This window comes from Nocardia sp. NPDC003726, from assembly GCF_053586955.1.
On the sequence record NZ_JBSFNF010000023.1, the window covers coordinates 86,833 to 113,208 of the forward strand.

The following is a 26,376-nucleotide window of genomic DNA, read 5'->3' on the forward strand; positions in this document are numbered from 1 at the left end:
AGCGCGGAAAGGTAACAACGAGCAGGTCAAAGGGGTTTCCGGGTCAGTCCGGCCCGGCGCGCCCTTCGGGGTCGGCGCCCTTCGGCTCCTCGGCACGACGGGTGATGCCGTGTTCGGTGCCCTCGTCTGCCTCCTGGTCCGGCTCGGGATGCTCGGGCTCGAAGGTCGCCGGCAGGCCCTTGATGTGCCGGTTCATCGACCGGATCAGCAGGAAGGTGCCCGCGAGCAGGATCAGGACAATGACCAGGCCGAGCGGCGACGCCTTGCCGAACTCGGGGCCGGTCGGCGTCCCGGGTGTCTGGGCGAGCAGGACCAGCGTCACGACCGCTCGTCCTCGATGCCTGCGAACAGGTCGGTCTCCGGCAGCTCGGTGCGCACGCGGGTCTTGGCCAGCTCGAACTCCTCGGTCGGCCACAACCGCTGCTGCATCTCCATCGGGATGGCGAAGAACGCGCCGTTGGGGTCGATCTGCGTCGCGTGCGCGCGCAAGGCGTCGTCGCGCTGCGGGAAGTACTTGGCGCAGTCGATCTGGGTGGTGATCCGGGAGAACACGTCGCCGCGCTCGGCGGCGTACTTGCGCATCCGGTCCAGCCACTCCTGCAGCGGGAACGGCTCGCCGAGCCGCTCGTACTCCGCGGCGAAGATCTCCATCCGCTTCATGCTGAAGCCGTGGTCGTAGTACAGCTTGAGCGGCGTCCACGGCTCACCCGCGTCGGGGAACCGCTCGGGGTCGCCCGCCGCCTCGAACGCCGCCACCGACACCTCGTGGCAGCGGATGTGGTCGGGGTGCGGGTAGCCGCCGGTCTCGTCGTAGGTGGTCATCACGTGCGGCTTGAACTCGCGCACCACCCGCACCAGCGCCTCGGTGGCCTCCTCCAGCGGAACCAGCGCGAAGCTGCCCTCCGGCAGCGGCGGCAGCGGGTCGCCCTCGGGCAGGCCGGAGTCGACGAAACCGAGCCAGTGCTGGCGCACGCCGAGCGCACGGGCGGCGGCGGCCATCTCCTCGCGGCGGATCTCGTGGATCCGCTCCAGCACGCCGGGCGTGTCCATGGCCGGGTTGAGGATGCTTCCGCGCTCTCCGCCGGTCAGCGTCACGACGAGGACGTCGTGTCCTTCGTCGGCGTAACGGGCGGTCGTCGCGGCACCCTTGCTGGATTCGTCGTCTGGGTGGGCGTGCACCGCCATGAGGCGAAGGCCACTCACGTCTCGTTCTCCGTCGCTCTCGGTCGCGGGTGTCGGGGCTTCGTTACCTATAGTTCCATTCGACCCGCTTTTGTTCCGACGTACCCCCCGGGAGCGACCACCATGAGCCAGCCAGCGCCCGACGACGGCGGTGACGCGAAGGCGGCGGCTGCGAGCGGTCCACCGGCCGACCGGTACGGCGCCGGGCCGCGCAAGCCGCGCCGCTGGATCGTGCCGGTGCTCGGCGTGCTGGTGGTGCTCGCCGGGCTCGGCGTGGCCTACCTGGGCTACCAGAAGTACGGGCCGGAGGACATCGAGGCCGAGCAGCTCGGCTACGTCGTCGTCGACGACTCGACCATGACCATCCGGCTGAAGGTCACCCGCGCCGACCCGCGGCAGCCGGTGGTGTGCTTCGTCCGGGCCATGGCCCGCGACGGTTCCGAACTCGGCCGCCGCGAGGTGCTGATCGAGCCGTCGAGCAGCGGAACGGTCGAGTTGACCACCGTCGTGCGGTCCTCCGCGCGGCCGGTGTCGGGCAGTGTGTACGCGTGCAGCGATCGGGTACCCAGCTATCTGCGAGTTGGCTGATTTCCGCGCATAAACCCGCGATTTAGCCGCGAAATCAACTCCGACCTGCACATTTGTGAATCATGCTAAAATGGCGTGATACACGGTTCCGAAGCTCGGAGCCGTGTTTGCTGCATTGGCGGCCAGCGCTGACGGTTCGGGCTTGCGAGCTCGCCCGAGACCAGGGCCTGTCGGGGTTCGATGAACTTCCCAGGATCGCTCTAGCCGTCGACTGGCGCGTGCCCGCTTTCGGGTGAGCACACGCCGGTGCTCAGGGAATCCCGGCCTGCCGGGAACAACTACTAGGGAGTGATCGAGATGACTGAGACGCAAGTGACCTGGCTGACCCCGGAGTCGCACGACAGGCTCAAGAGCGAACTCGACGCGCTCATCGCCAATCGTCCGGTCATCGCCGCCGAGATCAACGAACGCCGGGAAGAGGGCGACCTCAAGGAGAACGGCGGGTACCACGCGGCGCGCGAGGAGCAGGGTCAGCAGGAGGCGCGCATTCGCCAGCTGCAGGAGCTGCTGAACAACGCCAAGGTCGGCGTCGCGCCGACCAAGTCCGGCGTCGCGCTTCCCGGGTCGGTCGTCAAGGTCTACTACGACGGCGACGAGACGGACACCGAAACCTTCCTGATCGCCACCCGCGAGGAGGGTCTCCGCGATTCCAAGCTGGAGACGTACTCGCCGAACTCCCCGCTCGGCGGCGCGCTCATCGACGCCAAGGTGGGCGAGACCAGGGAATACACCTTGCCCAATGGGAACACGATGAAGGTCACCCTGCTCAGCGCCGAGCCCTACCACAGCTGACGCGCTCGGCCGCGCCGCCACGGCAGGCCGAAACCCCCGCGGACACGAGCGGCCGCGCCCGATCATCGGGTGCGGCCGCTTCCTCATGTCCGTGAACTTAGCTCAATGCCTGCTCGATGTCCGCAAGCAGGTCGCTGACATCCTCGATGCCGACCGAGAGCCGCACCAGATCCGCGGGAACCTCCAGCTCGGAACCCTCGGTGGAGGCGTGCGTCATCGCGGCCGGATGCTCGATCAGCGACTCGATGCCGCCCAGGGACTCGGCCAGGGTGAACACCTCGGTCCGCGCGCAGAACTTGCGCGCCGCCTCGACGTCGCCGCCCAGACGCACCGAGATCATCCCGCCGAAGCGCCGCATCTGCTTGGCCGCGACCGCATGGCCCGGGTGCTCCGGCAGGCCCGGGTAGATCACCTGGGAGATCGACGGGTGCCCGGACAGGAACTCCGCGATGGTCTCGGCGTTGTCGCAGTGCCGGTCCATGCGCAGGGCGAGGGTCTTGGCGCCGCGCAGGGTGAGGAACGCGTCGAACGGGCCCGGCACCGCGCCCGCGCCGTTCTGCAGGAACGCGAACGCCGCGTCGAGTTCCGGATCGTCGGTGATCAGCGCGCCGCCGATGACGTCGGAGTGTCCGCCGAGGTACTTGGTGGTGGAGTGCACCACGATGTCGGCGCCGAGCAGCAGCGGCTGCTGCAGGTAGGGCGTCGCGAAAGTGTTGTCGACGACGAGCTTCGCGCCCGCCGCGTGCGCGACGTCGGCCAGCGCGGGGATGTCGCCGATGCTCAGCAGCGGGTTGGTCGGGGTTTCGATCCACACCAGCTTGGTGTTCGGCCGGATCGCGGCGCGCATCTCGTCCACGTTGAACACGTGGGCGGGCGAGTGCTCGATGCCCCACTGGCTGAAGACCTTGTCGATCAGCCGGAAGGTGCCGCCGTAGGCGTCGTCGGGGATCACGATGTGATCGCCCGGACGCAACGTGGCCCGCAGCGCGCAGTCGGTCGCGGCCATGCCGGACGCGAACGCCCGGCCGTAGCGGCCCGATTCCAGCGCGGCGAGGTTCGCCTCCAGCACCGACCGCGTCGGGTTGCCGGTGCGGGCGTATTCGAAACCGCCGCGCAACCCGCCCACGCCGTCCTGGGCGAACGTCGAACTCGCGTAGATGGGCACATTCACCGCGCCGGTCTGCGGATCGGGTTCGTATCCGGCGTGCACGGCCCGTGTGGAGAATCCCAGCTCGCTCATGTGGTCAGCCTATCCGGGGCGATTCCCGGGCAACTTCCCGGTGTGTGCATACAGCGGGCGCGCGCGCAGGCGAATCGGGCGAATACGGACAATGGCGTCGGCGTAACGAGATCGAGCCTCTGATTTCGACCGAATTACGTCAAGGGCACTACCAGCTCGGAAATCTTGCGGTCAGGCAAGGGGCGTGAGTTCGGTCTCACTCTTCGGCCGCCCCTTTAGGCTGAGTCCATGGTCACTGTGGAAGAACTGTTCGCCACCGACGCGTTGCTGTCCGACGAGGAGCGCGAGATCCGGGATACCGTCGCCACCTTCGCGGCTCAGCGACTGCGCCCGCATGTCGCGGAGTGGTTCGAGGCGGGCACCTTCCCGGCCCGCGAGCTCGCCCCTGAGCTGGGTGCGTTGGGGCTGCTCGGCATGCATCTGGAGGGATACGGCTGCGCCGGCATGTCGGCGACCACCTACGGCCTGGCCTGTCAGGAGCTGGAGGCGGTGGACTCCGGTATCCGCAGCATGGTCTCGGTCCAGGGTTCGCTGGCGATGACCGCCATCCACAAATACGGCTCGGAGGAACAGAAGCAGCAGTGGCTGCCCGAGCTGGCGGCGGGCCGCGCCATCGGCTGCTTCGGGCTGACCGAGCCCGACTTCGGCTCGAACCCGGGCGGCATGCGCACCAGGGCCAAGCGCGACGGCGCCGATTGGGTGCTGAGCGGCTCGAAGATGTGGATCACCAACGGCTCGGTGAGCGATGTCGCGGTGGTCTGGGCGCAGACCGAAGACGAAGGCAAGCAGGTGATCCGGGGGTTCCTGGTCCCGGCCGGAACGCCGGGGTTCACGGCGCGGGAGATGCGCCGCAAACTGTCGCTGCGCGCGTCGATCACCGCGGAGCTGGACCTCGACGACGTCCGCCTGCCCGCCGACGCGGTGCTGCCGGGGTCGCGCGGACTCGGCGCGCCGCTGGCCTGCCTGAGCGAGGCGCGCTTCGGCATCGTCTTCGGCGCGCTCGGCGCCGCGCGAGACTGCCTGGCGGCCACCATCGAGTACGCCAGGACCCGCGAGGTGTTCGACAAGCCGCTGGCCGCCTACCAGCTCACCCAGGCCAAGCTGGCCGACATGGCGCTGGAGTTCGGCAAGGGCCAGCTGCTCGCGCTGCACATCGGACGGCTGAAGGACCGCGGCGTGGTCACGCCGGAGCAGGTGAGCGCGGGCAAGCTGAACAGCACGCGCGAGGCCATAGCCATCGCCCGCGAGTGCCGGACCATCCTGGGCGCCAACGGCATCACGCTCGACTACCCGGTGCTGCGCCACGCGAACAATCTGGAGTCGGTGCTCACCTACGAAGGCACGGCGGAGGTGCACCAGCTCGTGCTCGGCCGGGCACTGACCGACGCCAACGCCTTCCGTTGACAACCGCGGCCGCGTCGCGCGATCCGGCGTCGCGCTGGGGCACCGAGCACGACGCCGGGGTCCCCGGCGAGAAGAGTGCGGATGGATTGCCGGATGCCGCTCGCTGATCGCATCGGCCCGAGTCCGCCCTCTCGGAGCCGGACCACCGTCCCGTAGCCGGTCGGACGCCGGCCCGTCGCGGCGCGGATCACGCTCTGCCGGAACGAGGTTCGGGCCTGCGCGAGACCCGCACGGACACTACTGTCGGTGCATGTCGTCGATCCGCGCCGCCGAGATTCTCGCGGCACTGTCGCTGACCACCGATCTCGCCACCGGGATGCCGTTCGAGAAGGGGCTGGCCACCTGCCTGGTCGCCACCGGCCTGGCCCAGCGGGTCGGGCTGCCGGAAGCCGAGCGCCGTGCGGTCTTCCATGCCGCGCTGCTCGGCGGCCTCGGATGCACCGGCCGCGCTTCGGAGAACGCGCAGGCGTACGCCGACGACATCGCCTTCCAGCGCGCCTGTCATGTGCTGGATCCGGGCGATTCCGTCGTCTTCACCGAGCAGCTGCGCCGGTTCGGCGGCTGGGCGCCCGCCGCCCAGTCGGCGCTGCGCAATCGGTTCGTCGCCCGGTTGCGGTCCGGCTCCCCGCAGGCACTGCGCTCGTCGAGCGAGGTCGTCGAGGCGCTCGGATCGCAGTTGAGTCTGCCGGACGCGGCCGTTCGCGCCTTGACCGAGGTGGAGGAACGCTGGGACGGACTGGGCGCGCCGAACCGGCTGCGCGGGGAATCCATCTCGCTCGCCGGCCGGATCCTGCACGTGGCCGAACAGGCGGTACTCGCGCTCGACTCGGTCGGAGAGGAACGCGCGACCGTCCCCGGCCACCGCGACGCGCAGCCGGTGGACCCGGCCGCCTCGCACGACCGGGCACGCTTCGCTCTCGGCGCCGTGGCGAGACGGCTGGACGTCGTTGTCGACGAGTTGCGGCGACGCGCCGGCGGACATCTCGATCCCGATCTGGTCGCCGTGTGCGACGCCGATGCCATCCGAGCGGTGCTCGACGTCCCCGACCTGCTGGCCGCTGTCCTCGCCGCGGAGCCGGGGACGCCGTCCTCGTTCCCGTCCGCGCGATGGGATCGGCCCGGCTCGGCGCTGGCCATGTTCGTCGATTTGAAAGGGCGGTACCTGCTCGGGCATTCGGCGCACGTGGCGGGGCTCGCCGATGCCGCGGCGGTCCGGATGGGCGTGCCCGCCGGGGAACGGGAGGCCCTGCGCGCCGCCGCCCTGCTGCACGACCTCGGCCGGGCCGCGGTGTCGAGCGCGGTCTGGGACCGACGCGGTCCGCTCGGATCGTGGGATTGGAAACGCGTTCGACTGCGCCGTTTTTGGACCGATCGCATCCTGCGGCGCTGCCCCGGGCTCGCGGCGCTGGCCGATCTCACGGCGGGGCGCCACGAACGACTCGACGGCAGCGGCTGTCCGCGGGGCGAACGCGACCCCGCACCCGGCGCCCGATTACTCGCGGCCGCAGAGGTTTTCGCGGCCTGCACCGAAGCGCGGCCTTATCGTCCCGCCGCCCGGCCCGAGGAAGCCGCCGCTCAGCTGGCGGCCGAGGTCGCGGCGGGCCGCCTGGACGGCGACGCCTGTGCCGCCGTCGTCCGGGCCGCCGCGGACGACGCCCCTCCCTTCCCCGCCGCCCACGGCCTGTCCGAAGCCGAGACCGACGTCCTCCGGCTGCGCGCCCGCGGCCGCTGCGGCCGTGAGATCGCCGCCGAACTGCTGCTGCCCGAACGCGCCGTCACCCAGCACCTGGCCGAAATCCGCGCCAAGACCGGCCACCACACCCGAGCGGGTGCGGCCGTCTTCGCGATGACCCACCACATCCTCCCCGGCTGACTCCCGCGCACCGATATACGTCCGAACACCCGAAACGGACTGTGCGAAGAGCGTTCTCACCGGGGTGTGGAATCGGCGGCCAGCGCATTGTTACGTCTTGTCATTCAAGTGCCATGTGGGTGTCACCGGTAGGCCAGCGAAAGCGCGCATCATTCAAAGGGACCCGGCATTGGGGCGATGCCTCCACCCCCACACTATCGGAGGTGCACGATGCACAATTCGCCGATCGACCGCGACGCACGGCGGTCCGTTCAGAACGCACTGGGAGCCGGCCATGTTCGTGCGTGACCATCTGCCGCGGCGCCCGCACGGCGTCACACGGCCGCTGCCGGATCAGCGAGAACTGGTCGCCGCTTTCGGGGGCCACCCGAGCGAGTCGGCCGAAGACCACCCCCTGATCGGCTGGGCGAGCACACTGGCCGCGCTGCACCGGCAGCGGCATCGCGATCCGCTGGCCGCCGCCGGAATAGATTGCCGCCGCGCCGAACTGGTGGCCGCGATCGATGCGTGGGTGGTCGACCAGCTGCCGCGCAAGCGGGCAAATGACCATCTGCGCAGCGAGTCCATCGGCGCCACGGTCGACCGCATGGCCGCCGCCCATGTGCACGCCAGCCACCTGCTGCACACCGCGGAGAAGGTGTCCGACGCCCGGGTGCACGCCGCCTGGTACCGGCTGGCGCTGCTGGCCGACGAATGGACCGACCTGATCACCGGCGGCGTGCGCGAAACGGTCCGCGGTAGGAGACCGGCGTAGGCGCGCGGGCGGGACTCGCCGCACCGATCCGTGCGGCGCGGCGAACCGGCCTCGGCTACTTCCCGATGTTGCCCGTGCTGAGGAAGCCGAGCAGGTCGTGGCGGGTGATCACGCCGACGGGCTTGCCGTCCTCGACGACCATCAGCGCGTCGGTGTCCGAGAGCGCCTTCGTCGCGGCGGAGATCGGCTCGCCGGAGCCGATCAGCGGGAACGACGGGCTCATGTGCTGGGCCACCGAATCGGTCAGATTGGCCCTGCCCTCGAAGACCGCCGACAGCAGGTCGCGCTCGGACACGCTGCCCGCGACCTCACCCGCCATGACCGGCGGCTCGGCGCCGACCACGGGCATCTGGGAGACGCCGTACTCGCGCAGGATCTCGATGGCGTCGCGCAGGGTTTCCGACGGGTGGGTGTGCACCAGGTCGGGCAGCTCCCCGGACTTGCCGCGCAGCACGTCGCCCACGAGCGGTTCCGCCGTGCCGTCCAGCCGTTCGCGCAGGAAGCCGTAGGAGCTCATCCACTCGTCGTTGAAGATCTTCGACAGGTAGCCGCGTCCGCCGTCGGGCAACAGCACCACGACCACCGCGTCCGGATCGCGCCGCGCCACCTCGACGGCGGCGACCACCGCCATGCCGCAGGAGCCGCCGACCAGCAGGCCTTCCTCGCGGGCCAGCCTGCGGGTCATCTCGAAGGAGTCCGCGTCGGAGACCGCGATGATCTCGTCCGGCACGGCGGGGTCGTAAGCCGACGGCCAGAAGTCCTCGCCGACGCCCTCGACCAGGTACGGCCGCCCGGTGCCGCCGGAGTACACCGAACCCTCCGGGTCGGCGCCGATGATCCGCACCTTCCCGCCGGAGACCTCCTTGAGGTAGCGGCCCGTGCCGGTGATGGTGCCGCCGGTGCCGACGCCCGCCACGAAGTGGGTGACCTTGCCGTCGGTGTCGCGCCAGATCTCCGGGCCGGTGGTCTCGTAGTGGCTTTCCGGGCCGCCCGGGTTGGAGTACTGATCCGGCTTCCACGCGCCGTCGATCTCGCGGACGAGTCGGTCGGAGACGCTGTAGTAGCTGTTCGGGTGGTCCGGCGGCACGGCGGTCGGGCAGACCACCACGTCGGCGCCGTAGGCGCGCAGCACGTTGCGCTTGTCCTCGCTGACCTTGTCCGGGCAGACGAACACGCACTTGTAGCCGCGCTGCTGGGCGACCAGGGCGAGGCCGACGCCGGTGTTGCCGGACGTGGGCTCGACGATGGTGCCGCCGGGCCGCAGCTTCCCGGACCGCTCCGCGGCGTCGATCATCTTCACCGCGATCCGGTCCTTCGAGCTGCCGCCCGGGTTCAGGTATTCGATCTTGGCCGCGACCAGCCCCGCGTTCGGTCCGACGACCGAGTTCAACCGGACCAGCGGCGTGTTGCCGATGAGATCCACGACATGATCCGCGATGCGCATGGCCCCCATAGTTCCAGACGCACTAACTGTGAGTTCGCGCACGCCACGTGCAGCGGGCCGGGACTACCGGCGAACCGGCCGCCGCCGCCTTAGGATCGCTGCCATGAGGCAGTCGAACATTGCCCGCGCCGCAACGCTTCTGGCCGGATCCGCGGTGGCCCTGGTGGTCGGATCCGGCGCGCACGCGGAGGCGGCCACCGTGGAATTCCCGCAGGTGCCGACGCTCGCGCGCGGCGGTCTGTGCTGGACAAGCATCCGCACCTGGGCCGATACCAGCCCGGAATGGCCGGGGCGGGCCATCCTCAACGTCCGGGCGCTCCCCGTGAACGGCATCGGGCCGGGTTCCTACCCGCTGGCGCCGCTGTGTGAGGTCCGCACCACCGTGGCGTGGCGCAACGTCACCACCGGCGCGACGGGCAGCTACGACAACATCGTGGTCACCGGCATCTACGGCAGCATCCAGTACGCGCTGTTCCAGGACACCGGCCCCGGTCTCGTGGAAGTCACCGTCACCACCGATGCGGCGAGCATCCCCGCTCGCGGCACGTTCGTGGTCCCGGGCTGATCCCTGCGGACGGGACGCACGTTCGGACTCCGGCCCGTCGATCCCGTCGAAGCACGGACCCAGGCACGGGTGAGCGATCCTGGCGACTTCCGGCCACGCTCCCCAGGCGGCGGTGTGGTGTCCGTCGCCGCGTCCGCTGGAGCCGGCACGGGCCGTTGCCGGTGCCGCTCGTTCGCCGCTGGTCGACTCGGTGGATTCTCGTAAAATTCCCGGCGTGAGCGCATCTCGGTTTCCCTGGCGCACGGCCGCGCTGACCGGGGCCGCGGCCGTACTCGCCGGCTCCGGCGCTGGGACCGCTTGGTGGGCGACCTACCGCCTGCTCATGGCGCAGGCGGGTGTAGCGCGTGGAGTGATCGGCAGGGACACTTCGAAGCCACCCGAAGCGGACGGTATCTACACCCCGGGCTGCGCGGAGCCCGAGCCGTGGCGTGCGGGCAAGCAGGCCGATCTGCATCTGATGATCTTCGGCGATTCCACCGCGGCGGGCCTCGGCTGCACCGTGGCCGACGAGGTGCCGGGGGTGCGCCTGGCCCGGGGACTCGCCGATGCGACCGGGCAGCGGATCCGCCTGAGCACGAAAGCGATCTCCGGCGCCACTTCCAAGGGCCTGGCCGGGCAGGTGGACGCGATGTTCGTCGCGGGTCCGCCGCCGGATGCCGCGGTCATCCTCGTCGGCGCCAACGACGTCACCAAGAAGCACTCGATCCGTGCCTCCGCGCGCAGGCTCGCCGCCGCGGTGGCCCGTTTGCGCCGTGCGGACGCGGTGGTGGTGGTCGGCACCTGCCCGAATCTGGGCACCGTCGCGGCCATCCCGCAGCCGCTGCGCACCGTGGTGCAGAACTGGAGCGTGCGGCTGGCCAAGGCGCAGGATGTCGCGACGACGGTCGCGGGAGGGCACCCCGTGCGCATGGGCTACCTGCTCGCTCCCGAGTTCCGCGCCGCACCGGAGCTGTTGTTCTCCGCCGACGGTTTCCACCCGTCGGCCGCGGGATACGAGCTGGCCGCCGGGCAATTGCTCCCGGTGCTGCTGGAAGCGCTGGGTGGGACGGGCGCTTCCGGTACTCGGCGACGGGACGTAGATTCGGTAAGAACCCGCGAGTAACAAGGGTTCGCCAGAACCGTCCGACCCAAGGAGTCCTCATGCCTGAGGCCGTCATCGTTTCGACCGCGCGCTCTCCGATCGGCCGGGCCCGTAAGGGTTCGCTGGTCGATATGCGGCCCGACGATCTGACCACGCAGATTGTGCGGGCAGCGCTCGACAAGGTGCCTGCCCTGGACCCCGCCCAGATCGATGACCTGATCCTGGGCTGCGGCTCGCCGGGCGGTGAGCAGGGCTTCAACATCGCCCGCGTCGTCGCCGTGCAGCTCGGTTACGACTTCGTGCCCGGCACCACCGTGCACCGCTACTGCGCCTCCTCGCTGCAGTCCACCCGGATGGCCTTCCACGCGATCAAGGCCGGTGAGGGTGATGTGTTCATCTCCGCCGGTGTGGAGACGGTGTCGCGGTATGTGAACGGGTCGGCCGACAGCTGGCCCAACACGCAGAACCCGCTGTTCGCCGAGGCGCAGGCGCGTACCGCGAAGACCGCAGAGGGCGGCGCGGGTATCTGGCACGATCCGCGTGAGGACGGCCTGATCCCGGATGTCTACATCGCGATGGGCCAGACCGCCGAGAACGTGGCGACCTCCACCGGGATCACCCGCGAGGATCAGGACCGCTGGGGCGTGCGTTCGCAGAACCGCGCCGAGGAAGCGATCAAGAACGGTTTCTTCGAACGCGAGATCACCCCGGTGACGCTGCCGGATGGCACCGTGGTCAGCAAGGACGACGGCCCGCGCGCCGGGGTCACCTACGAGGCGGTCTCGGCGCTGAAGCCGGTGTTCCGCCCGGACGGCACCGTCACCGCCGGCAACTGTTGTCCGCTCAACGACGGCGCCGCCGCTTTGGTGATCATGTCCGACACCAAGGCCAAGGAACTCGGTTTGACGCCGCTGGCGCGGATCGTATCCACCGGTGTGTCCGGTCTGTCGCCGGAGATCATGGGCCTGGGCCCGATCGAGGCGTGCAAGCGGGCGCTGGCGCTGGCGGGCAAGACCATCGACGACATCGACCTGGTCGAGATCAACGAAGCGTTCGCGGTGCAGGTGCTCGGCTCGGCGCGGGAGCTGAAGATCGATGAGGACAAGCTGAACGTTTCCGGCGGCGCGATCGCCCTGGGCCATCCGTTCGGCATGACCGGCGCCCGCATCACCACCACGCTGATCAACAACCTGCAGACCCACGACAAGCAGTTCGGTCTGGAGACCATGTGCGTCGGCGGCGGCCAGGGCATGGCGATGGTCATCGAACGTTTGAGCTGACCCACACACGAAGGGGCGGTCGCCGGACATCCCGGCGACCGCCCCTTCGTCGTATGGCTAGTCGTTCTGGAAGTAGCTCAGCAGCCGCAGGATCTCGACGTACAGCCAGACCAGGGTGACGGTGAGGCCGAGGGCGACGCCCCAGGCCGCCCGCTCCGGAGCCTGCGCGCGGATCAGCTGATCGGCGGCGTCGAAGTCGAGCAGGAAGCTGAACGCGGCGATGGCGATGACCACCAGGCTGAACACGATCGCCAGCGGGCCGCCGTCCCGCAGGCCGAGGCCGCCGTCGATGAAGAAGCTGACGACCAGGTTGCCCAGCATCAGGACCAGGATGCCGATCATGGCGCCGACGATGATCCTGGTGAATCGCGGCGTGACGCGGATGGCGCCGGTCTTGTAGACCACCAGCATGCCCGCGAAGACACCGAAGGTGCCTAGCACCGCCTGGCCGATCAGCGCGCTACCGCCGACCCCGCCGAACTCGATATTGGTGAACATGAACGACAGCGCGCCGAGGAAAAGGCCCTCGGCCACGGCGTAGGACAGCACGATCGCCGGGTTGTCCATCTTGTTCGCGAAGGTCGCGATCAGCACGAGCACCAGGCCGACCAGGCCGCCGCCGATCACGAACAGCGGCGCGAGCGAGGTGTTCGCGTTGGTGAGGCCGTAGGAGACGATGGCGGACAGTGCGAGCACCGCGAGGGTGATGCCCGTCTTCGTCACCACGTCGTCGATGGTCATCGACCTGGTGGTGGGGGGAGCCTGCTGGTAGGGCTGCGGATACTGGCCGTACTGCTGCGGGTACTGGCCGTACTGGTTGCCGAACTGGCCCGCGGAAGTCACGCCGGAACCGAAGCTGGCGTATCCACCGCCCTCCTGCCTTGGCAGGTTCCTGAAAACCGGATTGCTCGTGGTACGCATGTGAACGGCGTCCCTTTCTGGAGTCGTTGCCGCTGTTCATCGAGTGGTTCACTCGATATCCAACTGCCCTGTCCAACGTTTGTCATCCGTCGCGAGTTCCCGGGGAGTCGCACAGAGCCGGACAAATCGGACTCTACCGCTGTCGTGGGTCGTGCAGACCACGCACCGACCGAGTGACGGTGAATTTCCGGTTCCGGCCCATCACATCGGTCCGGCCCACCATCCGTTCGACCACCGCTCGATAGTTCAGATGCGAGTTGTACACCGTCCACAGCTCACCGCCGGGCCGCAACACCCGCCCGGTCTCGGCGAACATCTTGATCGCCGATCCGGTGTGCACCGCGGCGCCGATATGGAACGGCGGATTGCACAGGACGAGATCCGCGCTGTTGTCCGCGGCCGAGGACATGGCGTCGTCGCGCACAACGCACACCCGGTCGGCGACGCCGTTCGCCTCGGTGGTGGCCCGCGCCGAGGCGACCGCGGCGGCGGACTGATCGGTGGCGATCACCTTGATGCCCGGCCGCGCCGTGGCCAGCGCGACGGCGAGGATGCCGGTGCCGCAGCCGAGATCGATGGCGTCGCGCGCGTCCGGCTTCATGAGTTTCAGATGCTCGAGCAGGAACCTGGTGCCGATGTCCAGGCGCGCTCCGGAGAACGCGGCGCCGTGCGCGACCACGTCGAGACCGAGTTCCTCCAGCCGATCGCGCACGGGGAACGGCCGTTCGGCGACGGGTTTCGGTCCCGCCACGAGCAAGGTCCGCGACTTCTGCCTGCCACGGCTGGCCCGCACCTCGGAGAACGATTGCGCGAGAACATCGTTCATCGACTTGGTCAGATACTTGTCCCGGCCGCCCGCGAACACCTCCACCGCCGGATCCGCGTAGCGCGCGATGGCGTCGGCGATCTCGGCCAGCCCGGCCAGCATCCGGGGCAGGCGAAGCAGCACCACCCGGGCATCACGCAGCAATCCGGGGCCGAGCGGATGTGCCGTGTAGCGATCCGACAAGCCGGCCGCGCGGGCGTTGTTGGCCAGGGCGAGTTCGCCGGTGAGCAAGTCCTGATGCACCCGGACGTCGCGCAGATCGTGCCCCGCGATGGCGCCGAGGGTCAGTGCGCCATAAGCGTCACCGATAATGGCTACTTTCCCGCTATCGGCAGTCGCGAGGGCGTCGGCTGCGACGTCGAGGATCAGCCGGTCAGCGGCGTCCACGGCGTAGAGGTTCAGCGCCTCCACGTCCGGATACCGCCGCAACCGGCCAAGTACGTCCTCGACATTTCCCACACCTCAAGTGTGCTAGATCGTTGCCGAATACTTGCGGCCACCCCGCCCTATCGATCTCGCCGAATTCTCGGCACGGTCGATAGGGCGCGGAAGTACGTCGCGGCAAGGGGTTTCGCGGGCGAATCGAACGACCTCGTGACAACGGGGAAGAATGATTCCGAGTTCGACAACCGAGGTCACAGATATTCGACGGCAGGAGCGCGGCACCGGTCGCGCGGCCCGTGCTTCCGGATTCCCGGAGAGCACCGAAAGTTCGATCGACGCGCTCGGTATACCTGGAGACCTGCCCGGTAGCCACGGGTTCCGCCGCAGCCTGGTGCGTTCCATGCACTGGAGCGGCGGCGGACGGACGTGTGGGCCACACCGCGGCTCTACCGAAGCCTTTGGCTCGCAGAGGGACACAATATTCATCCGAAGCGCCGATCCACTCGCTCTCGGCGGGGGCGACCCCCGCCGATGATCACTCCACTGGCGACGGTAGGACTTTCACCTGCCATGGCAATCAGTTGGCGATTGACCGGCCTGGACAGCCGATCACTCGAGGTGCACCGGTTCCCGCCCACGCGCGGAGGGCACCGACAATCTTTGGCGAATGCCCCGCAACGCTCTCCGGTTGCGCCGTTCGCGGCCTTCCGCTGAGTAGCATCGGGCCATGCGCAACAGGATGGTGCTCATGGTCGCGGTCGCGACGGCACTGCTCGCGGGCTGCGGGGAGGACGAGTCGGCACCGGGTCTTCCGGCCGCGCCGACCACCGCTACGCCCGCGGAGGTCGCGCAGGCGCCCGCCACCGGGGACGCCGCACCGAAGGAGGGTAAGCCTTCCGGCGACGCCGCGCTCACGGTGACCGACGTCCGCTTGGGGCGTCAGCCCGGCTTCGATCGCGTGGTCTACGAGTTGGGCGGGGTCGGCACGCCCGGCTGGATCGTCCGCTACACCGACCGCGCGGTGCAGGACGCCAGCGGCAATCCCGTGGACGTGGCGGGCCGATCGATCCTGGAAGTACGCATCCTCGGCTCGGCGTACCCCTTCGACAGTGGCGTGACGCCGTACGAGGGCCCCGACCCCGCCGTCGATCCGGCGGTCCCCGGCATCGCGGGCGTCTACCGGACCACGGTCTTCGAGGGCGTGACGCAGTCGTTCATCGGCGTGCAGTCCGACCGGCCCGCCTTCACCGTCACCACCCTCTCCAACCCGACACGGTTGGTCGTCGATATCGCTGACTAAATACCCGTACCGCCAACGGGTATACCCACGGGTAGACTCGGTGCTCGTGGTCGAACGCACCGTACTTCCCGCCGCCGGGCTCGCCCGGGTCCTCGGGATGCTGGCGTTGCTCGCCGGGGTCGTCGCGATGCACTCGGCGGTCTTCGGACTTCCCGGCCACACGGCAGGCGCACACACCGCCCTCGCGCCCACTTCCGTAGCGGCACCCGGCGGACCAACTGTCGCCGCGTCCGCCGCAGGGCATGCGTCCGGCTCACCTCATCGGCACGCGACACTGCCGCCCACGGGCAACGCCGCAATCGACCACAACCCACTCCCACCACACACGGACGACGCCGCGACCGCCCACGACCCACTTCCGCCGCGCAACCCGCCGTCGGCAACGCACAACGCCACAACCGCCCACAACGCGCTGCCACCACACGGCCCACAGGCACCCGCAGGCACCGCTGCGACCGCCCGCGACCCGCTACCGCCGCAGGCTCGGGCGCACCGCGACAACCAGGAAGTCTCCGGCGCGCCGATGGCAACTTCCGGCGACTCGTCTCCGCAAGCCGTCTGGGCGACCGTCACGGCGAAGATCTCCCCCTGCGCGGACGGCGGGTGCGACGGCGCGCACAGCGCACTGCACGGCTGTGTGTTCATCTTGGTCGCTTCGATCGCATCGGCCGCGTTGGTGCTGCTTCTCCGGTTGGCGGTCGATCGTCCCGGTGGTGGCGCGGCGCGCCCGCGGCACTGGCGGGCGCGGCGGGAACGGCCGCCGCCATGGACCGTGCTCACCTTGGCCGAACTGGCGATTCTGCGGATCTGACAGGTCCGCCGCCGCCGTGTGTCCGAACCACGGTGGCGGCGCTGTCCACTCCATCCTCAGACTTCCGCACTTCGCAAGGAGCGACCCATGTTCATCACTCGCACCCGATCGGCCCTCGCGCTCGCCGCCGTGGCCGCGGTGAGCCTCGCCGGATGCGGCGACGCCGACACCGGACACACCACCGAGCACGGTCCATCGACCACCACGTCGGCCGTCACGACCACGCCCGCCCACGCCGAGCACAACGACGCCGACGTGATGTTCCTGCAGATGATGTACCCGCATCACGCTCAAGCCGTGGAAATGGCACGGCTGGTGCCGAGCCATACCGACAACCAGCAGTTGCGGGCGCTCGCCACTCAGATCGAGCAAGCACAGGCGCCGGAGATGCAGCAGATCACCACCCTTTTGCAGAGCTTCGGCCAACCGGCGCCCACCGCGACCGAGGGGCACGGCGGCCATGACATGCCCGGCATGATGTCCGCCGAACAGATGGCGGCGCTGGGCGCGGCATCAGGTCCCGACTTCGACCGCCAGTGGCTGACCATGATGATCGAGCACCACGCGGGCGCGATCACCATGGCCGAGACCGAGCTGGCCCAGGGTGAGAACGCCGACGCCAAGGCGCTCGCCGAGCGGATCATCGCCGCTCAGCGGGCCGAGATCAACCAGATGCGGGCCATGCTCGGCCAGAGCTGACCCGTGGCCCCGCGCCGATATCGGTTGTCCATCGATATCGGCTCGGGCCCGCGCGGTGAGCCCGCGCGACGTACGGTCGGATCGTCCGGCTCCGTTCATCCGTCCCGGCCGGACTTCCGAGGGGAGCGAGGGACCGATCATGCGACGACTCGAACGCGCGGGCCTGCTGGCGGCCGCGACGGCCGCCGCGGCGGGCGCGCTGACCATCGGCGCATGCGCACAGCAGATCTCCGGCACGGCGGAGGTCAACCGGACCGATCTGGCCGCCTACGCCTCGGAGGTCACCTCCTCCTCGGCCGCCGCCTCGTCGTCCCGGGCCGCCGCAGCCGAACGCGCCACCGGATCGGCCTGTGACGCTTTCCTGGCCGCGAACGGCAGCTCCGTGCGGGCGTTCAACGACTACATCGATGCCAGCAACACGAAGGGCCGCGGCGACCCCGATACGAACGGCAAAGCCGACACCGCGGTCACCACGCTGCGCAACAACGCGCGCTCGGTGGACCAGAGCGTGACCAGAGAAGTGCCGTCCGTGGTCGCCACCCCGCTGCGCGCCTACCGCGACGACACCAACGCCTTGGCCGACACGCTCGCCCGCCGCGCCGACACCGACACCCTGAACGCGGCGATCGACCGGTTCAACGCCACCAAGAACACCGCCCTGACCGCCTGCCAGGGGCACGGCACCCGCTGATCGGCGCGGGCGGCCGGCACCAGACGCAGGTTGCGAGTCAGGGCCTCGACCGGCGGAGCCCCGATCCCGCGCGGCACGGCCGGCCCGCGGCGTCGATCACCATCACGCCGAGCGGGTCGCCGAACCGATCCGCGACCGGCGCGCCTTCGGTTCGGACCGCCCGGCACGCAGAACCGGGCGCTGACGATATCGAGCGTGGATTTCCAGTCGCCGAGCCACAGGTGCGGCAGTCACGCTTCCGTCGACGACCAGCACGATGCCGGTGCCGGGCAGCTCCAGCACCCACGGCGGCGGGTTCGTACCGACAGCCTGTCGCCGGCGCCGGCCCTGCGACCATGCCTGCGCGGGCATCCCTTGCGGCCGGGCTCGAAACCCATTGCGACCGTTGGTGACACGCCCAACAGCGTCGGGCTCGCTGCCGTGCTGGACGGCGTCGCCGTGCACGCCGCCGGTGACCGGAGCGGTATCGCCTTCTCATCGGTGAGGAATCCCGCCGTGCGGCTATAGCATCTGGCCGTTTACTGCCACGCGGAACGGGACGATCACATGACCAGCGGCATCCGGGATACTCGTCCACCCGCCCGGAACGGCCGTCGCCGCAGATCGACGGAGTCGGCCGCACCGACGTTCGCCGCGCTGCTGACCGCCGCCGCGGAGCACAATCCCGACGGCGTCGCGGTGGTCTGCGAGGACGGTGAGATCACCTATCGCGACCTCGACGCCCGGTCGTCCCGGCTGGCCCGCACGCTGATCGCGGCGGGTGCGAGGCCCGAAACGGCGGTGGCGGTGGCGGTGGCGCGCTCGCTCGATTCGGTGCTCGCCGTGTGGGCGATCGCGAAGACCGGCGCCGCGTTCGTGCCTATCGATCCGGCACTTCCCCTGTCGCGCATACGTTTCCAGGTCGCCGACAGCGGCGCCGCGCTCGGTCTGACCCGGACCGCACACGCGGCGACGCTGCCGGCCGACGTGCGCTGGTTCGCGCTGGACGACGCCGATTTCATCGCGCAGGTGGCGTCGAACCCCGCAGGTCCGATCGCGTACTTCGAGCGGCCCGCTCGACTTCGCCCCGCCCACACGGCCTACGTGATCTACACATCGGGATCGACCGGACGGCCCAAAGGCGTTGCCGTCACCCATGCCGGGCTCGCCCCGCTGTGCGCCGAACTGGCCGCGCGCCACGCGCTGGACGAAGACGCGCGGGTGCTGCATTTCGCGTCGCCGAGTTTCGACGCCTCGGTGCTGGAGTTGTTGCTCGCGATCTCCCGCGCCGCCACGCTGGTGATCGCCCCGCCGACCCTGTACGGCGGCACGGCGTTGGTGGAATTGCTCGCGCGGCAATCCATTACCCACGCGTTCCTCACCCCGTCCGCGCTGGCCACGATCGAGCCGGACGGATTGCCCGCCCTGCGTTCGGTCATCGTCGGCGGCGAGCCGTGCCCGCCGATGTTGCCGCGGCACTGGGCGGCCGACGACCGGCTGTTTCACAATGCTTACGGCCCAACGGAATCCACCATCGTGGCGACGCTGAGCCCGGCCTTGGGACCGGACGCACCGGTCACGATCGGATCGGCCGTGCCCGGCATGCGCTGCCAGGTCCTCGATCACCGGCTGCGCCCGGTCGGCGTCGGTGTCGTCGGCGAGCTGTATGTGTCCGGGCCGGGAGTGGCCAGGGGTTACCACGGCCGCCCCGGTCTGACCGGGCAGCGGTTTCTCGCCGACCCGTTCGGGCCGCCCGGCTCCCGGATGTACCGCACCGGCGATCTCGTCCGGCGCACGACCTCCGGTGAGCTGGACTATTTCGGCCGCGCCGACGACCAGGTCAAGATCAGGGGCTTCCGGATCGAACTCGGCGAGATCGACGCCATCCTGTCGACCCAGCCCGGCATCCTGCTGGCCGTGACCGTCGACCGCAAGACCGCCACGGGCGAGACCACGCTGGCCTCCTTCGTCCAGCCCGAACCGGGCCATGTCCCTGATCCCGCCACTCTGGCCGACGCGCTGGCCGCGCTGCTGCCGAAATACATGGTGCCCAACACCATCACGGTCGTGGAACGAATCCCGCGCACCCCGACGGGCAAGGCCGATCGGCCCGCCCTGCGCGTGCGCGCCCTGGACGAGCCCGACTATCGGCCCGCCGTCGACCTCGGCGAGGAGACGGTCGCCGAAGTCTTCGCACGCGTGCTGGGCCGGGAGCGGTTCAGCGCCGACGCCGATTTCTTCGCCGCGGGTGGCAACTCGCTGCTGGCGACCCAGGTGGCCGCGCGCCTGAGCGAAACATGGCGGCTGCGCATCCCGCCCCGGCTGGTGTTCGACCATCCGACGGTCGCAGGCCTGGCCCAAGCCATCCGCTCGCAGCAATTCGACACCGCGCGCCCGGTGCTGCGCGCGCGAACCCGGCCGCAGCGCATCCCGCTCTCGCCCGCCCAACTGCGATTCTGGCTGCGCAACCAGTTCGACACCATGTCCTCGGTGGACAACATCGGCTTCGCGCTGCGACTGTCGGAACTGGACATTCCCGCCTTGCGCGCGGCCTTCGCCGATACCGTCGAGCGGCACGAGGCGCTGCGCACCAAGTATCCGGCCGACGCGACCGGCCCGCGGCAGCTGATTCTCGACACCGAGCACGTGGTCGGTGATTTCGCGGTCGAGGAACTGTCCGACGACGCGGTTCCCGACCGGGTGCGCGCGATCCTGCGCCACGGGTTCGACGTGTCGGCCGAGGTGCCGCTGCGCGTGCGGCTGCTGCGCACCCCCACCGAATACGTCCTGGTCTGCGCGCTGCACCACATCTGCGCCGACGGGTCCTCCTTGGCGCCGCTGGCCCGCGATGTGGCGATGGCCTACGCCGCACGCAGCGCGGGCGCCGCACCGGCCTGGCGGCCACCGGATGTGCAGTACGCCGACTACGCCCTGTGGCAGCAGGATCTGCTCGGTTCCCGCGACGACCCCGATTCCCTGCTGTCTCGGCAGCTGGCGTACTGGACCGGCGAGCTGGCCGGTCTGCCCGACGAACTCGATCTGCCCGCCGACCGGCCGCGCCCGCCGGTGGCCACACTGCGCGGCTCGGCCACCCAGCGGTCGGCGCGGGCGAGTCTGCACCGCGACCTGCTCACCGTCGCGCGCGCCCACCGGTCGACGCTGTTCATGGTGATGCGCTCGGCGCTCGCCGTGCTGCTGGCGCGCCTGTCCGGAAGCCACGACATCGCGATCGGCGTGCCGATGACCAACCGGGCCGAGCCCGCGCTCGCGGACGTCGTCGGCATGTTCGTCAACACCACCGTCTCCCGCACCAGGATCGAGCCCGCGGAGACTTTCACCGAGCTGCTGCGCCGCACCAGGGAACGGGACCTGGTCAACTTCGCTCACTCCGAGGTGCCGTTCGAGCACGTGGTCGACGCGGTCGACCCGACCCGCTCGCCCGGACGCCACCCGCTCTACCAGGTCGGCTTCGCGTTCCAGAACTTCACGCAGGCCACCCTCGACCTGTCGGGGCCGAGCGTGTCGTTCCTCGACGTGGACGCCGACACGGCGAAAACCGATCTGCACATCGGTGTGGTCGACACCCGCGACGACGACGGCGAGCCGGGCGAGATCATCATCCGATTCGGCTACAGCACCGACCTGTTCGACGAGCACACGGTGCAGCGCTTCCTCGACGGTTATATCCGCATCCTGCACCGGGTCGCGGCCGAGCCCGATGCCGTGGTGGGCGACATCGACATCATGGATCCGGTCGAGCACAAGCGGATCCGGTCCTGGGGCACTGGGCCGGAACACAGCGTGCAAGCCGAGCCGCTCACCGCCGCGACGGCGCGGCAAGCCGCGGCGACGCCCGACGCGATCGCCGTGGTCTGCGGGTCCGAGACCATCACCTACGCGCGGCTGGTCGAGCGGTCCGCGCGGCTGGCTCGCTGGCTGATCGAACAGGGCGTCGGCGCGGAGACCGTCGTCGCCGTGGCGATGCGGCGATCGATCCAGCAGGTCGTGGCGCTGCACGCGATCGTGGCGGCGGGCGCGGCCTGGGTGCCGATCGATCCCGGCCATCCGGCCGAGCGCATCCGGCACGTGCTCGAGTCCGCACAGCCGCGGTGCGTGCTGACCACCGCCGAAGACGACTTCACGGCCGTCGCGGCGTACGACGTCGACGCCATGGACCTCGACCGTTTCGGCGCGGAACCCGTGCTCGACGCCGAGCGGCTGACGCCGTGGCACGCCGACCACCCCGCGTATCTCATCTACACCTCCGGCTCGACCGGCCGCCCCAAGGGCGTGGCGATCAGTCATCGGGCGATCGTGCACCAGCTCGCCTGGATGCAGGCGGAATACGGCGTCGACGCCACCGACGTCTATCTGCACAAGACCCCCGCGACCTTCGACGTGTCGTTGTGGGGCTATTTCCTGCCGTTGCGCGCGGGCGCACGGCTGGTGCTGGCCGGGCCGGACGAGCATCGCGATCCGGCGGCGCTCGGGCGGCTGATCGCCGCACACCGGGTGACGCTCACCGATTTCGTTCCCGCGATGCTCACCGTGTTCGCCCAGCAGGCGACCGCAGACGAATTGTCCTCGTTGCGAGCCGTTTTCGTCATCGGTGAGGCGTTGCCCCCGGAGACCGCCCGCGCCTTCGCGACGGTGTCCGGGGCCGAGTTGCACAATCTGTACGGTCCGACCGAAGCCGCGGTGAGCATCACGCGGCACGCCGTCTCGGCCGCCGACCGCACCGCGGCCAGCGTTTCCATCGGTGTGCCGGAATGGAATTCACGCTGCCACGTGCTCGACGACCGTTTGCGGCCGGTCCCGGTGGGCGTGGCGGGCGAGCTGTATCTGGGTGGCGTTCAGCTGGCCCGCGGCTACCACGGCGCCCCCGGGCTGACCGCGGCCCGGTTCATCGCCGATCCGCTGCACCCGGGGGGACGGATGTACCGGACCGGTGACCTGGTGCGATGGAATCGCGCCGGCACCCTGGACTACCTGGGCCGCACGGACTTCCAGGTGAAGGTGCGCGGCCATCGCATCGAACTCGGCGAGATCGAAGCGGCCTTGCTGGCCGACCCGGCGGTGGGCCGGGCCGCGGTGGTGGTCAGGGGCTCCGACGCCGGGGACCGGCTGGTCGGCTATGTCGTCGCCGCGCCGGGGGCCACCGTCGACCCGGACGCGGTGCGGCAGTCGGTCGCGCGGGTGCTACCCGGCTACATGGTGCCTTCGGCGGTGCTCGCGCTCGACGCATTCCCGGTGAACACCAGCGGCAAACTCGATCGCGCCGCGCTGCCCCAGCCGGTGTTCGCCGCCCGCACCGGCGCGCGTCCCGGCACCGCGTTGGAGCGCGCGATCGCGGAAGTCTTCGCCGACGTGCTCGCGGTGTCCCCGATCGGGGTGGCCGACGACTTCTTCGAACTCGGCGGGTCGTCGCTGCTCGCCTTCACGTTGCACCAGCGGTTGTCGAAGCGGCTCGGCCGGGACGTGCCGATGTCGGCGATCCTCGCGGCCCCGACCGTCGGCGGCCTCGCGGCCCGGCTGGCAGGCGGGTCCGCGCCCACGGCCGCGACACCGGAACGCGACGCCGTGCTGGAGCCGGAAATCGGCATCGGCGGATGCGAACCGGCGCACACCGGTCCGCCGCAGGAGATCCTGCTGACCGGCGCGACCGGTTTTCTCGGCGTCCACCTGCTGCAAGCGCTGCTGGATCGCACCGAGGCCCGGGTGTGGTGCGTGGTGCGCGCCGCCGACGCCGAGGAGGGCATCGACCGCATCCTGGGCGCGCTGAGCCACTACCGGCTGTCGGGGACCACCGCCGCCGAGCGGATCGTCGTGGTCGCGGGCGATCTCACCGCGCCGCATCTCGGCCTGGACCCCGCCGACTACGAACGCTTGGCCGACAGCATCGACGCGATCTACCACAACGGCGCGCGCGTCAATCACGTCGACCCGTACGCGCGGCTGCGGCAAGCCAACGTCGAGGGCACCCGCGAGTTGTTGCGGCTGGCGACGACGCGGCGGGTCAAGCCGTTCCATCTGGTCTCCACCATGGGCGCGGCCGTCGCCGCGACGCCGGATTCGCCGGTGGTCACCGAGGATGTCCGCCTGCGCGCGGGGCAGGTGCCCGGCAACGGCTACCTCGCGTCCAAATGGGCGGCCGAGGAACTGGTCCGCCAGGCAGGCGAGCGGGGCGTGCCCATCGCCATCTACCGGCCTGGCACCATCTGCGGGTGCCCGGACATCGGCGTGAACAGCCCGCAGGATTCGCTGTGGAACATGGTGCGAGCCGCCGCGATGCTCGGCATGGCGCCCGACGTGGGCGACGCGACCGTCTCCTTGGTGCCGGTGAGCTACGTGGCGGGCGCCATCGCGGAGATCTCCGTTCGCCCGCGCTCGGAAACCGTGTATCACCTGGTCAATCGGGCTCCGGTACCGGTCGGGGAGATTCTCGCGAGTCTGCGCGCGCACGGGTTGCCGGTGGCGACGATGCCGGAGGACGCGGTGCGCGCGGGCCTGGCCAGGGAAGCGCGGCGGCGGGACGCGCTCGGCGACGATTCGCTGGTGCGCGCGGCCATGCTGAGCCACAACTTCGCCGAACTCGCCGGTCATCTCGACTGGGCCGACGAGCACACCCGCGCCGCGCTCGCGGACGCGGGCCTGGACTGCCCCACAGTGGACCGGACGGTGGTGGACACCTTCGTGCGGGAGTTCATCGCGTCGGGCTTCCTGCCCCGGGATTGAGGTTCCTCAGTACCCCGGCGGCACGGTGGCGCGCTCGGCGGGCTGTTCGGTGCGCCTGCGGGCCCGCACCTGCTCCAGCACGATCAAACCCACCCCCACCAGCAGGAAGACGACCGTGATGATCGCGGCGACCACCGAGAGCCGACCGAGTCCCAAGCCCGCGAGCACCGCGGCGGCTATCGCGCCAGCCGCGGCGACCAGCAGCAACCCGTAACCCGGCCAGTTCCTGGCGTCGGCCAACGTCGCTCCCGGCGGCGGCGCGGAGTCGCGCGCGATATCCGGGGCGTCATCGATCGGGGGTATCTCCCATGGGCCCTCGTCCGCTGTCACTGCTGTTCCTCCCGCCGCGATACCGGCCGTCGTTCCGGTTCCTGATGCGGAAGGGATGCCCGGATCGCCTGCGCCGAAACGCGAGCGCGTCCGTGTTTCAGTTGTAGGACTTGGTGACTCCGTCGAGCAGGCGCTCCAGGGTGTCGTAGGTCGGGGTGGCGACGACGTCCAGCAGATCGGGGGCCACCTGGACGTTGTGTTCGGCGACGACCTTCGCGAACTGGGCGCCGTCGTTGGTGCGGAAGCCGTGCTCGGCGGCCAGCCGCTGCAACTCCGGATCGGTGGACAGCAGCCGACCGAGCCGGTCACCCGTCGCGCCGAACGGCACCAGCGTGTGCCGGGACAACACCGTCGGTGACGGGTACAGCAGCGTCATCCCTGGCTTGATCTGGCCGCGCACGGTCGCCTCGACATACTGCGCCTCGTAGATCCAGGCCAACGGCGTGGGACCCATCCCCGTGGCGAGGTAGTTGTTGAACGGGCCTTCCGTGGTGTTCTCGGTGTAACCCTGGCCCACGAACAGTCGCGACACGGCGGGCAGGACGGCCTGCTCGGCGTTGGGCCCCTGCACGATCGTGTTGTTGTTCGCGACGTAGCTCGCCGCGGCCAGGTACATGGCGGCGGAGTTGGAGCTGCGCGGGTCGGTGGTGGAGATCAGGATGTTCTTGCGCACCGGATAGGCGGCGTTGTCGGGCAGTTCGTCCCAGCGGGTGCCGTTGCGAACCAGCTCCAGGTAGCGGCGCAGATCCAGGGTGGGCACCTGGCCGGGGCGCACCGCTCCCGCCCGGGTGAGCAGATCGGTGATCGGGGTGAACGTCGCGATGGCCATCGGCGAGGAGAACGGCGTGTACTTCGCGGTCACGTTGCGCTGCCGTTGAATTCGCTCGGCCGCCTGCTCACTGGACGGGAAGGCGAAATCGAATCTCGTGAGATCGATGGACGTGGCGATCTGCCGCGATCCGGCGGGCTCGGCCTCGACGCGCACACCGTTGCGCGCGAGCGCGTCGACCACTTCGGGATCTTGGAAGAACGGCATCTTCTCCGAGCCGACCACACCGTGGACGACCGTGAGCGGCGCGGCGGGCACGGCGGCGGGCGTCTCGGGAGTGGGTTGGCGCGTGGCGAAAACCACGGCGAGAACCGTCAGGATGACGACGGCTCCCAGCGCGTACGGAGCGAAACGCTTCTTCGAGGTCCACAACTCGCGGAACTCCGACAGTTTTCCCGGAGTGGAGGCCTGCGGTTCCTGGTCCAGCGGGACCGTGGCGGGTTGCACTTCCGCCTCCGGCGACTTCTCCAATTCCCGCCGCACCACCCGCTCGATCAGAATCGGAACGAATTGCCGCACCGGGCGGCCCGCGAACTTCTGCCGCGCCGCACCGACGGCGCTCTCGATATGCTCGGGAGAATATGTCTCGGTGTAGTTTTCGACCAGCCGCTCCGTCATCTGACGGATCGCCTGTTCCTCACGGACGGTATCGACAACCACCACAATCT

At 69.9% G+C, this 26,376-nt stretch carries 21 protein-coding genes; 13 read left to right on the forward strand and 8 right to left on the reverse strand.

What is annotated here, in order from left to right:
* Positions 1-43: 43 nt before the first annotated feature.
* Both ACWDMM_RS26225 and mca read right to left on the reverse strand, forming a co-directional pair.
* The gene (locus ACWDMM_RS26225) at positions 44-322 is read right to left on the reverse strand and encodes a hypothetical protein (RefSeq protein ID WP_195082530.1); all 279 of its coding nucleotides are present in this window, start codon (positions 320-322) and stop codon (positions 44-46) included.
* A complete protein-coding gene (gene mca / locus ACWDMM_RS26230) occupies positions 319-1,185 on the reverse strand; it encodes a mycothiol conjugate amidase Mca (protein ID WP_195082657.1) in 867 nt (288 codons plus the stop codon). The genes ACWDMM_RS26225 and mca overlap by 4 nt, the downstream gene beginning before the upstream one ends.
* A gap of 120 nt (positions 1,186-1,305) precedes the next feature.
* Between mca and ACWDMM_RS26235 the strand changes: the two genes are divergently transcribed.
* Together ACWDMM_RS26235 and greA are read left to right on the forward strand one after the other, a co-directional pair.
* The gene (locus ACWDMM_RS26235; RefSeq protein WP_449939996.1) at positions 1,306-1,770 is read left to right on the forward strand and encodes a DUF4307 domain-containing protein; all 465 of its coding nucleotides are present in this window, start codon (positions 1,306-1,308) and stop codon (positions 1,768-1,770) included.
* A gap of 297 nt (positions 1,771-2,067) precedes the next feature.
* Positions 2,068-2,562, forward strand: coding sequence for a transcription elongation factor GreA (greA, locus tag ACWDMM_RS26240; protein ID WP_028477722.1), 495 nt, complete (start codon positions 2,068-2,070; stop codon positions 2,560-2,562).
* A 97-nt stretch (positions 2,563-2,659) separates the two neighbouring features.
* Here the strand turns inward: greA and ACWDMM_RS26245 are convergent, their stop codons facing one another.
* Positions 2,660-3,802, reverse strand: a complete 1,143-nt coding sequence (locus tag ACWDMM_RS26245) for a cystathionine gamma-synthase (RefSeq protein WP_195082528.1) — start codon at positions 3,800-3,802, stop codon at positions 2,660-2,662.
* 228 nt (positions 3,803-4,030) lie between these two features.
* On the opposite strand from ACWDMM_RS26245, the gene ACWDMM_RS26250 reads away from it, so the two are divergent.
* The 3 genes from ACWDMM_RS26250 (at position 4,031) to ACWDMM_RS26260 (ending at position 7,833) form a co-directional block, all read left to right on the forward strand.
* Positions 4,031-5,206, forward strand: a complete 1,176-nt coding sequence (locus tag ACWDMM_RS26250) for an acyl-CoA dehydrogenase family protein (RefSeq protein WP_357110856.1) — start codon at positions 4,031-4,033, stop codon at positions 5,204-5,206.
* A 250-nt stretch (positions 5,207-5,456) separates the two neighbouring features.
* Entirely contained in the window at positions 5,457-7,079 is a 1,623-nt protein-coding gene (locus tag ACWDMM_RS26255) for an HD domain-containing phosphohydrolase (protein WP_357110859.1), read from the forward strand.
* A gap of 274 nt (positions 7,080-7,353) precedes the next feature.
* Positions 7,354-7,833 (forward strand): DUF4254 domain-containing protein, encoded by a 480-nt coding sequence (locus tag ACWDMM_RS26260; RefSeq protein WP_195082525.1) that lies wholly within the window; start codon positions 7,354-7,356, stop codon positions 7,831-7,833.
* A 55-nt stretch (positions 7,834-7,888) separates the two neighbouring features.
* On the opposite strand, the gene ACWDMM_RS26265 is transcribed toward ACWDMM_RS26260, so the two are convergent.
* The gene (locus ACWDMM_RS26265; RefSeq protein ID WP_195082524.1) at positions 7,889-9,277 is read right to left on the reverse strand and encodes a cystathionine beta-synthase; all 1,389 of its coding nucleotides are present in this window, start codon (positions 9,275-9,277) and stop codon (positions 7,889-7,891) included.
* Positions 9,278-9,380: 103 nt separating this feature from the next.
* Here ACWDMM_RS26265 and ACWDMM_RS26270 point away from each other — a divergent pair, with 103 nt between their 5' ends.
* From ACWDMM_RS26270 to ACWDMM_RS26280, 3 genes are all read left to right on the forward strand, one after another.
* On the forward strand, positions 9,381-9,842 hold the full coding sequence (locus ACWDMM_RS26270; protein WP_449940000.1) for a hypothetical protein: 462 nt from the start codon (positions 9,381-9,383) through the stop codon (positions 9,840-9,842).
* Positions 9,843-10,056: 214 nt separating this feature from the next.
* Positions 10,057-10,944, forward strand: a complete 888-nt coding sequence (locus ACWDMM_RS26275) for an SGNH/GDSL hydrolase family protein (protein ID WP_449940002.1) — start codon at positions 10,057-10,059, stop codon at positions 10,942-10,944.
* Between the two features lie 38 nt (positions 10,945-10,982).
* A complete protein-coding gene (locus ACWDMM_RS26280) occupies positions 10,983-12,203 on the forward strand; it encodes an acetyl-CoA C-acetyltransferase (protein ID WP_195082521.1) in 1,221 nt (406 codons plus the stop codon).
* A gap of 57 nt (positions 12,204-12,260) precedes the next feature.
* Here ACWDMM_RS26280 and ACWDMM_RS26285 read toward each other — a convergent pair whose 3' ends face one another.
* On the reverse strand, positions 12,261-13,124 hold the full coding sequence (locus ACWDMM_RS26285; protein WP_449940005.1) for a Bax inhibitor-1/YccA family protein: 864 nt from the start codon (positions 13,122-13,124) through the stop codon (positions 12,261-12,263).
* Positions 13,125-13,257: 133 nt separating this feature from the next.
* Positions 13,258-14,409: a class I SAM-dependent methyltransferase gene (locus ACWDMM_RS26290; protein WP_195082520.1), complete on the reverse strand. Its 1,152-nt coding sequence runs from the start codon at positions 14,407-14,409 to the stop codon at positions 13,258-13,260.
* 652 nt (positions 14,410-15,061) lie between these two features.
* On the opposite strand from ACWDMM_RS26290, the gene ACWDMM_RS26295 reads away from it, so the two are divergent.
* The 5 genes from ACWDMM_RS26295 (at position 15,062) to ACWDMM_RS26315 (ending at position 24,549) form a co-directional block, all read left to right on the forward strand.
* A complete protein-coding gene (locus ACWDMM_RS26295) occupies positions 15,062-15,634 on the forward strand; it encodes an AMIN-like domain-containing (lipo)protein (RefSeq protein WP_195082519.1) in 573 nt (190 codons plus the stop codon).
* A 46-nt stretch (positions 15,635-15,680) separates the two neighbouring features.
* Complete coding sequence (locus ACWDMM_RS26300; RefSeq protein WP_195082518.1) at positions 15,681-16,445, forward strand: hypothetical protein; 765 nt, start codon at positions 15,681-15,683, stop codon at positions 16,443-16,445.
* A gap of 87 nt (positions 16,446-16,532) precedes the next feature.
* On the forward strand, positions 16,533-17,144 hold the full coding sequence (locus ACWDMM_RS26305; RefSeq protein ID WP_195082517.1) for a DUF305 domain-containing protein: 612 nt from the start codon (positions 16,533-16,535) through the stop codon (positions 17,142-17,144).
* 139 nt (positions 17,145-17,283) lie between these two features.
* Complete coding sequence (locus ACWDMM_RS26310) at positions 17,284-17,835, forward strand: hypothetical protein (RefSeq protein WP_357208240.1); 552 nt, start codon at positions 17,284-17,286, stop codon at positions 17,833-17,835.
* 546 nt (positions 17,836-18,381) lie between these two features.
* The gene (locus tag ACWDMM_RS26315) at positions 18,382-24,549 is read left to right on the forward strand and encodes an amino acid adenylation domain-containing protein (protein WP_449940011.1); all 6,168 of its coding nucleotides are present in this window, start codon (positions 18,382-18,384) and stop codon (positions 24,547-24,549) included.
* 6 nt (positions 24,550-24,555) lie between these two features.
* On the opposite strand, the gene ACWDMM_RS26320 is transcribed toward ACWDMM_RS26315, so the two are convergent.
* Together ACWDMM_RS26320 and ACWDMM_RS26325 are read right to left on the reverse strand one after the other, a co-directional pair.
* Positions 24,556-24,879 carry a hypothetical protein gene (locus tag ACWDMM_RS26320; protein ID WP_195082514.1) on the reverse strand — a complete coding sequence of 108 codons (324 nt, stop codon included), beginning with the start codon at positions 24,877-24,879 and terminating at the stop codon, positions 24,556-24,558.
* 97 nt (positions 24,880-24,976) lie between these two features.
* Positions 24,977-26,368: a three-helix bundle dimerization domain-containing protein gene (locus tag ACWDMM_RS26325; protein ID WP_449940013.1), complete on the reverse strand. Its 1,392-nt coding sequence runs from the start codon at positions 26,366-26,368 to the stop codon at positions 24,977-24,979.
* Positions 26,369-26,376 lie beyond the last annotated feature (8 nt).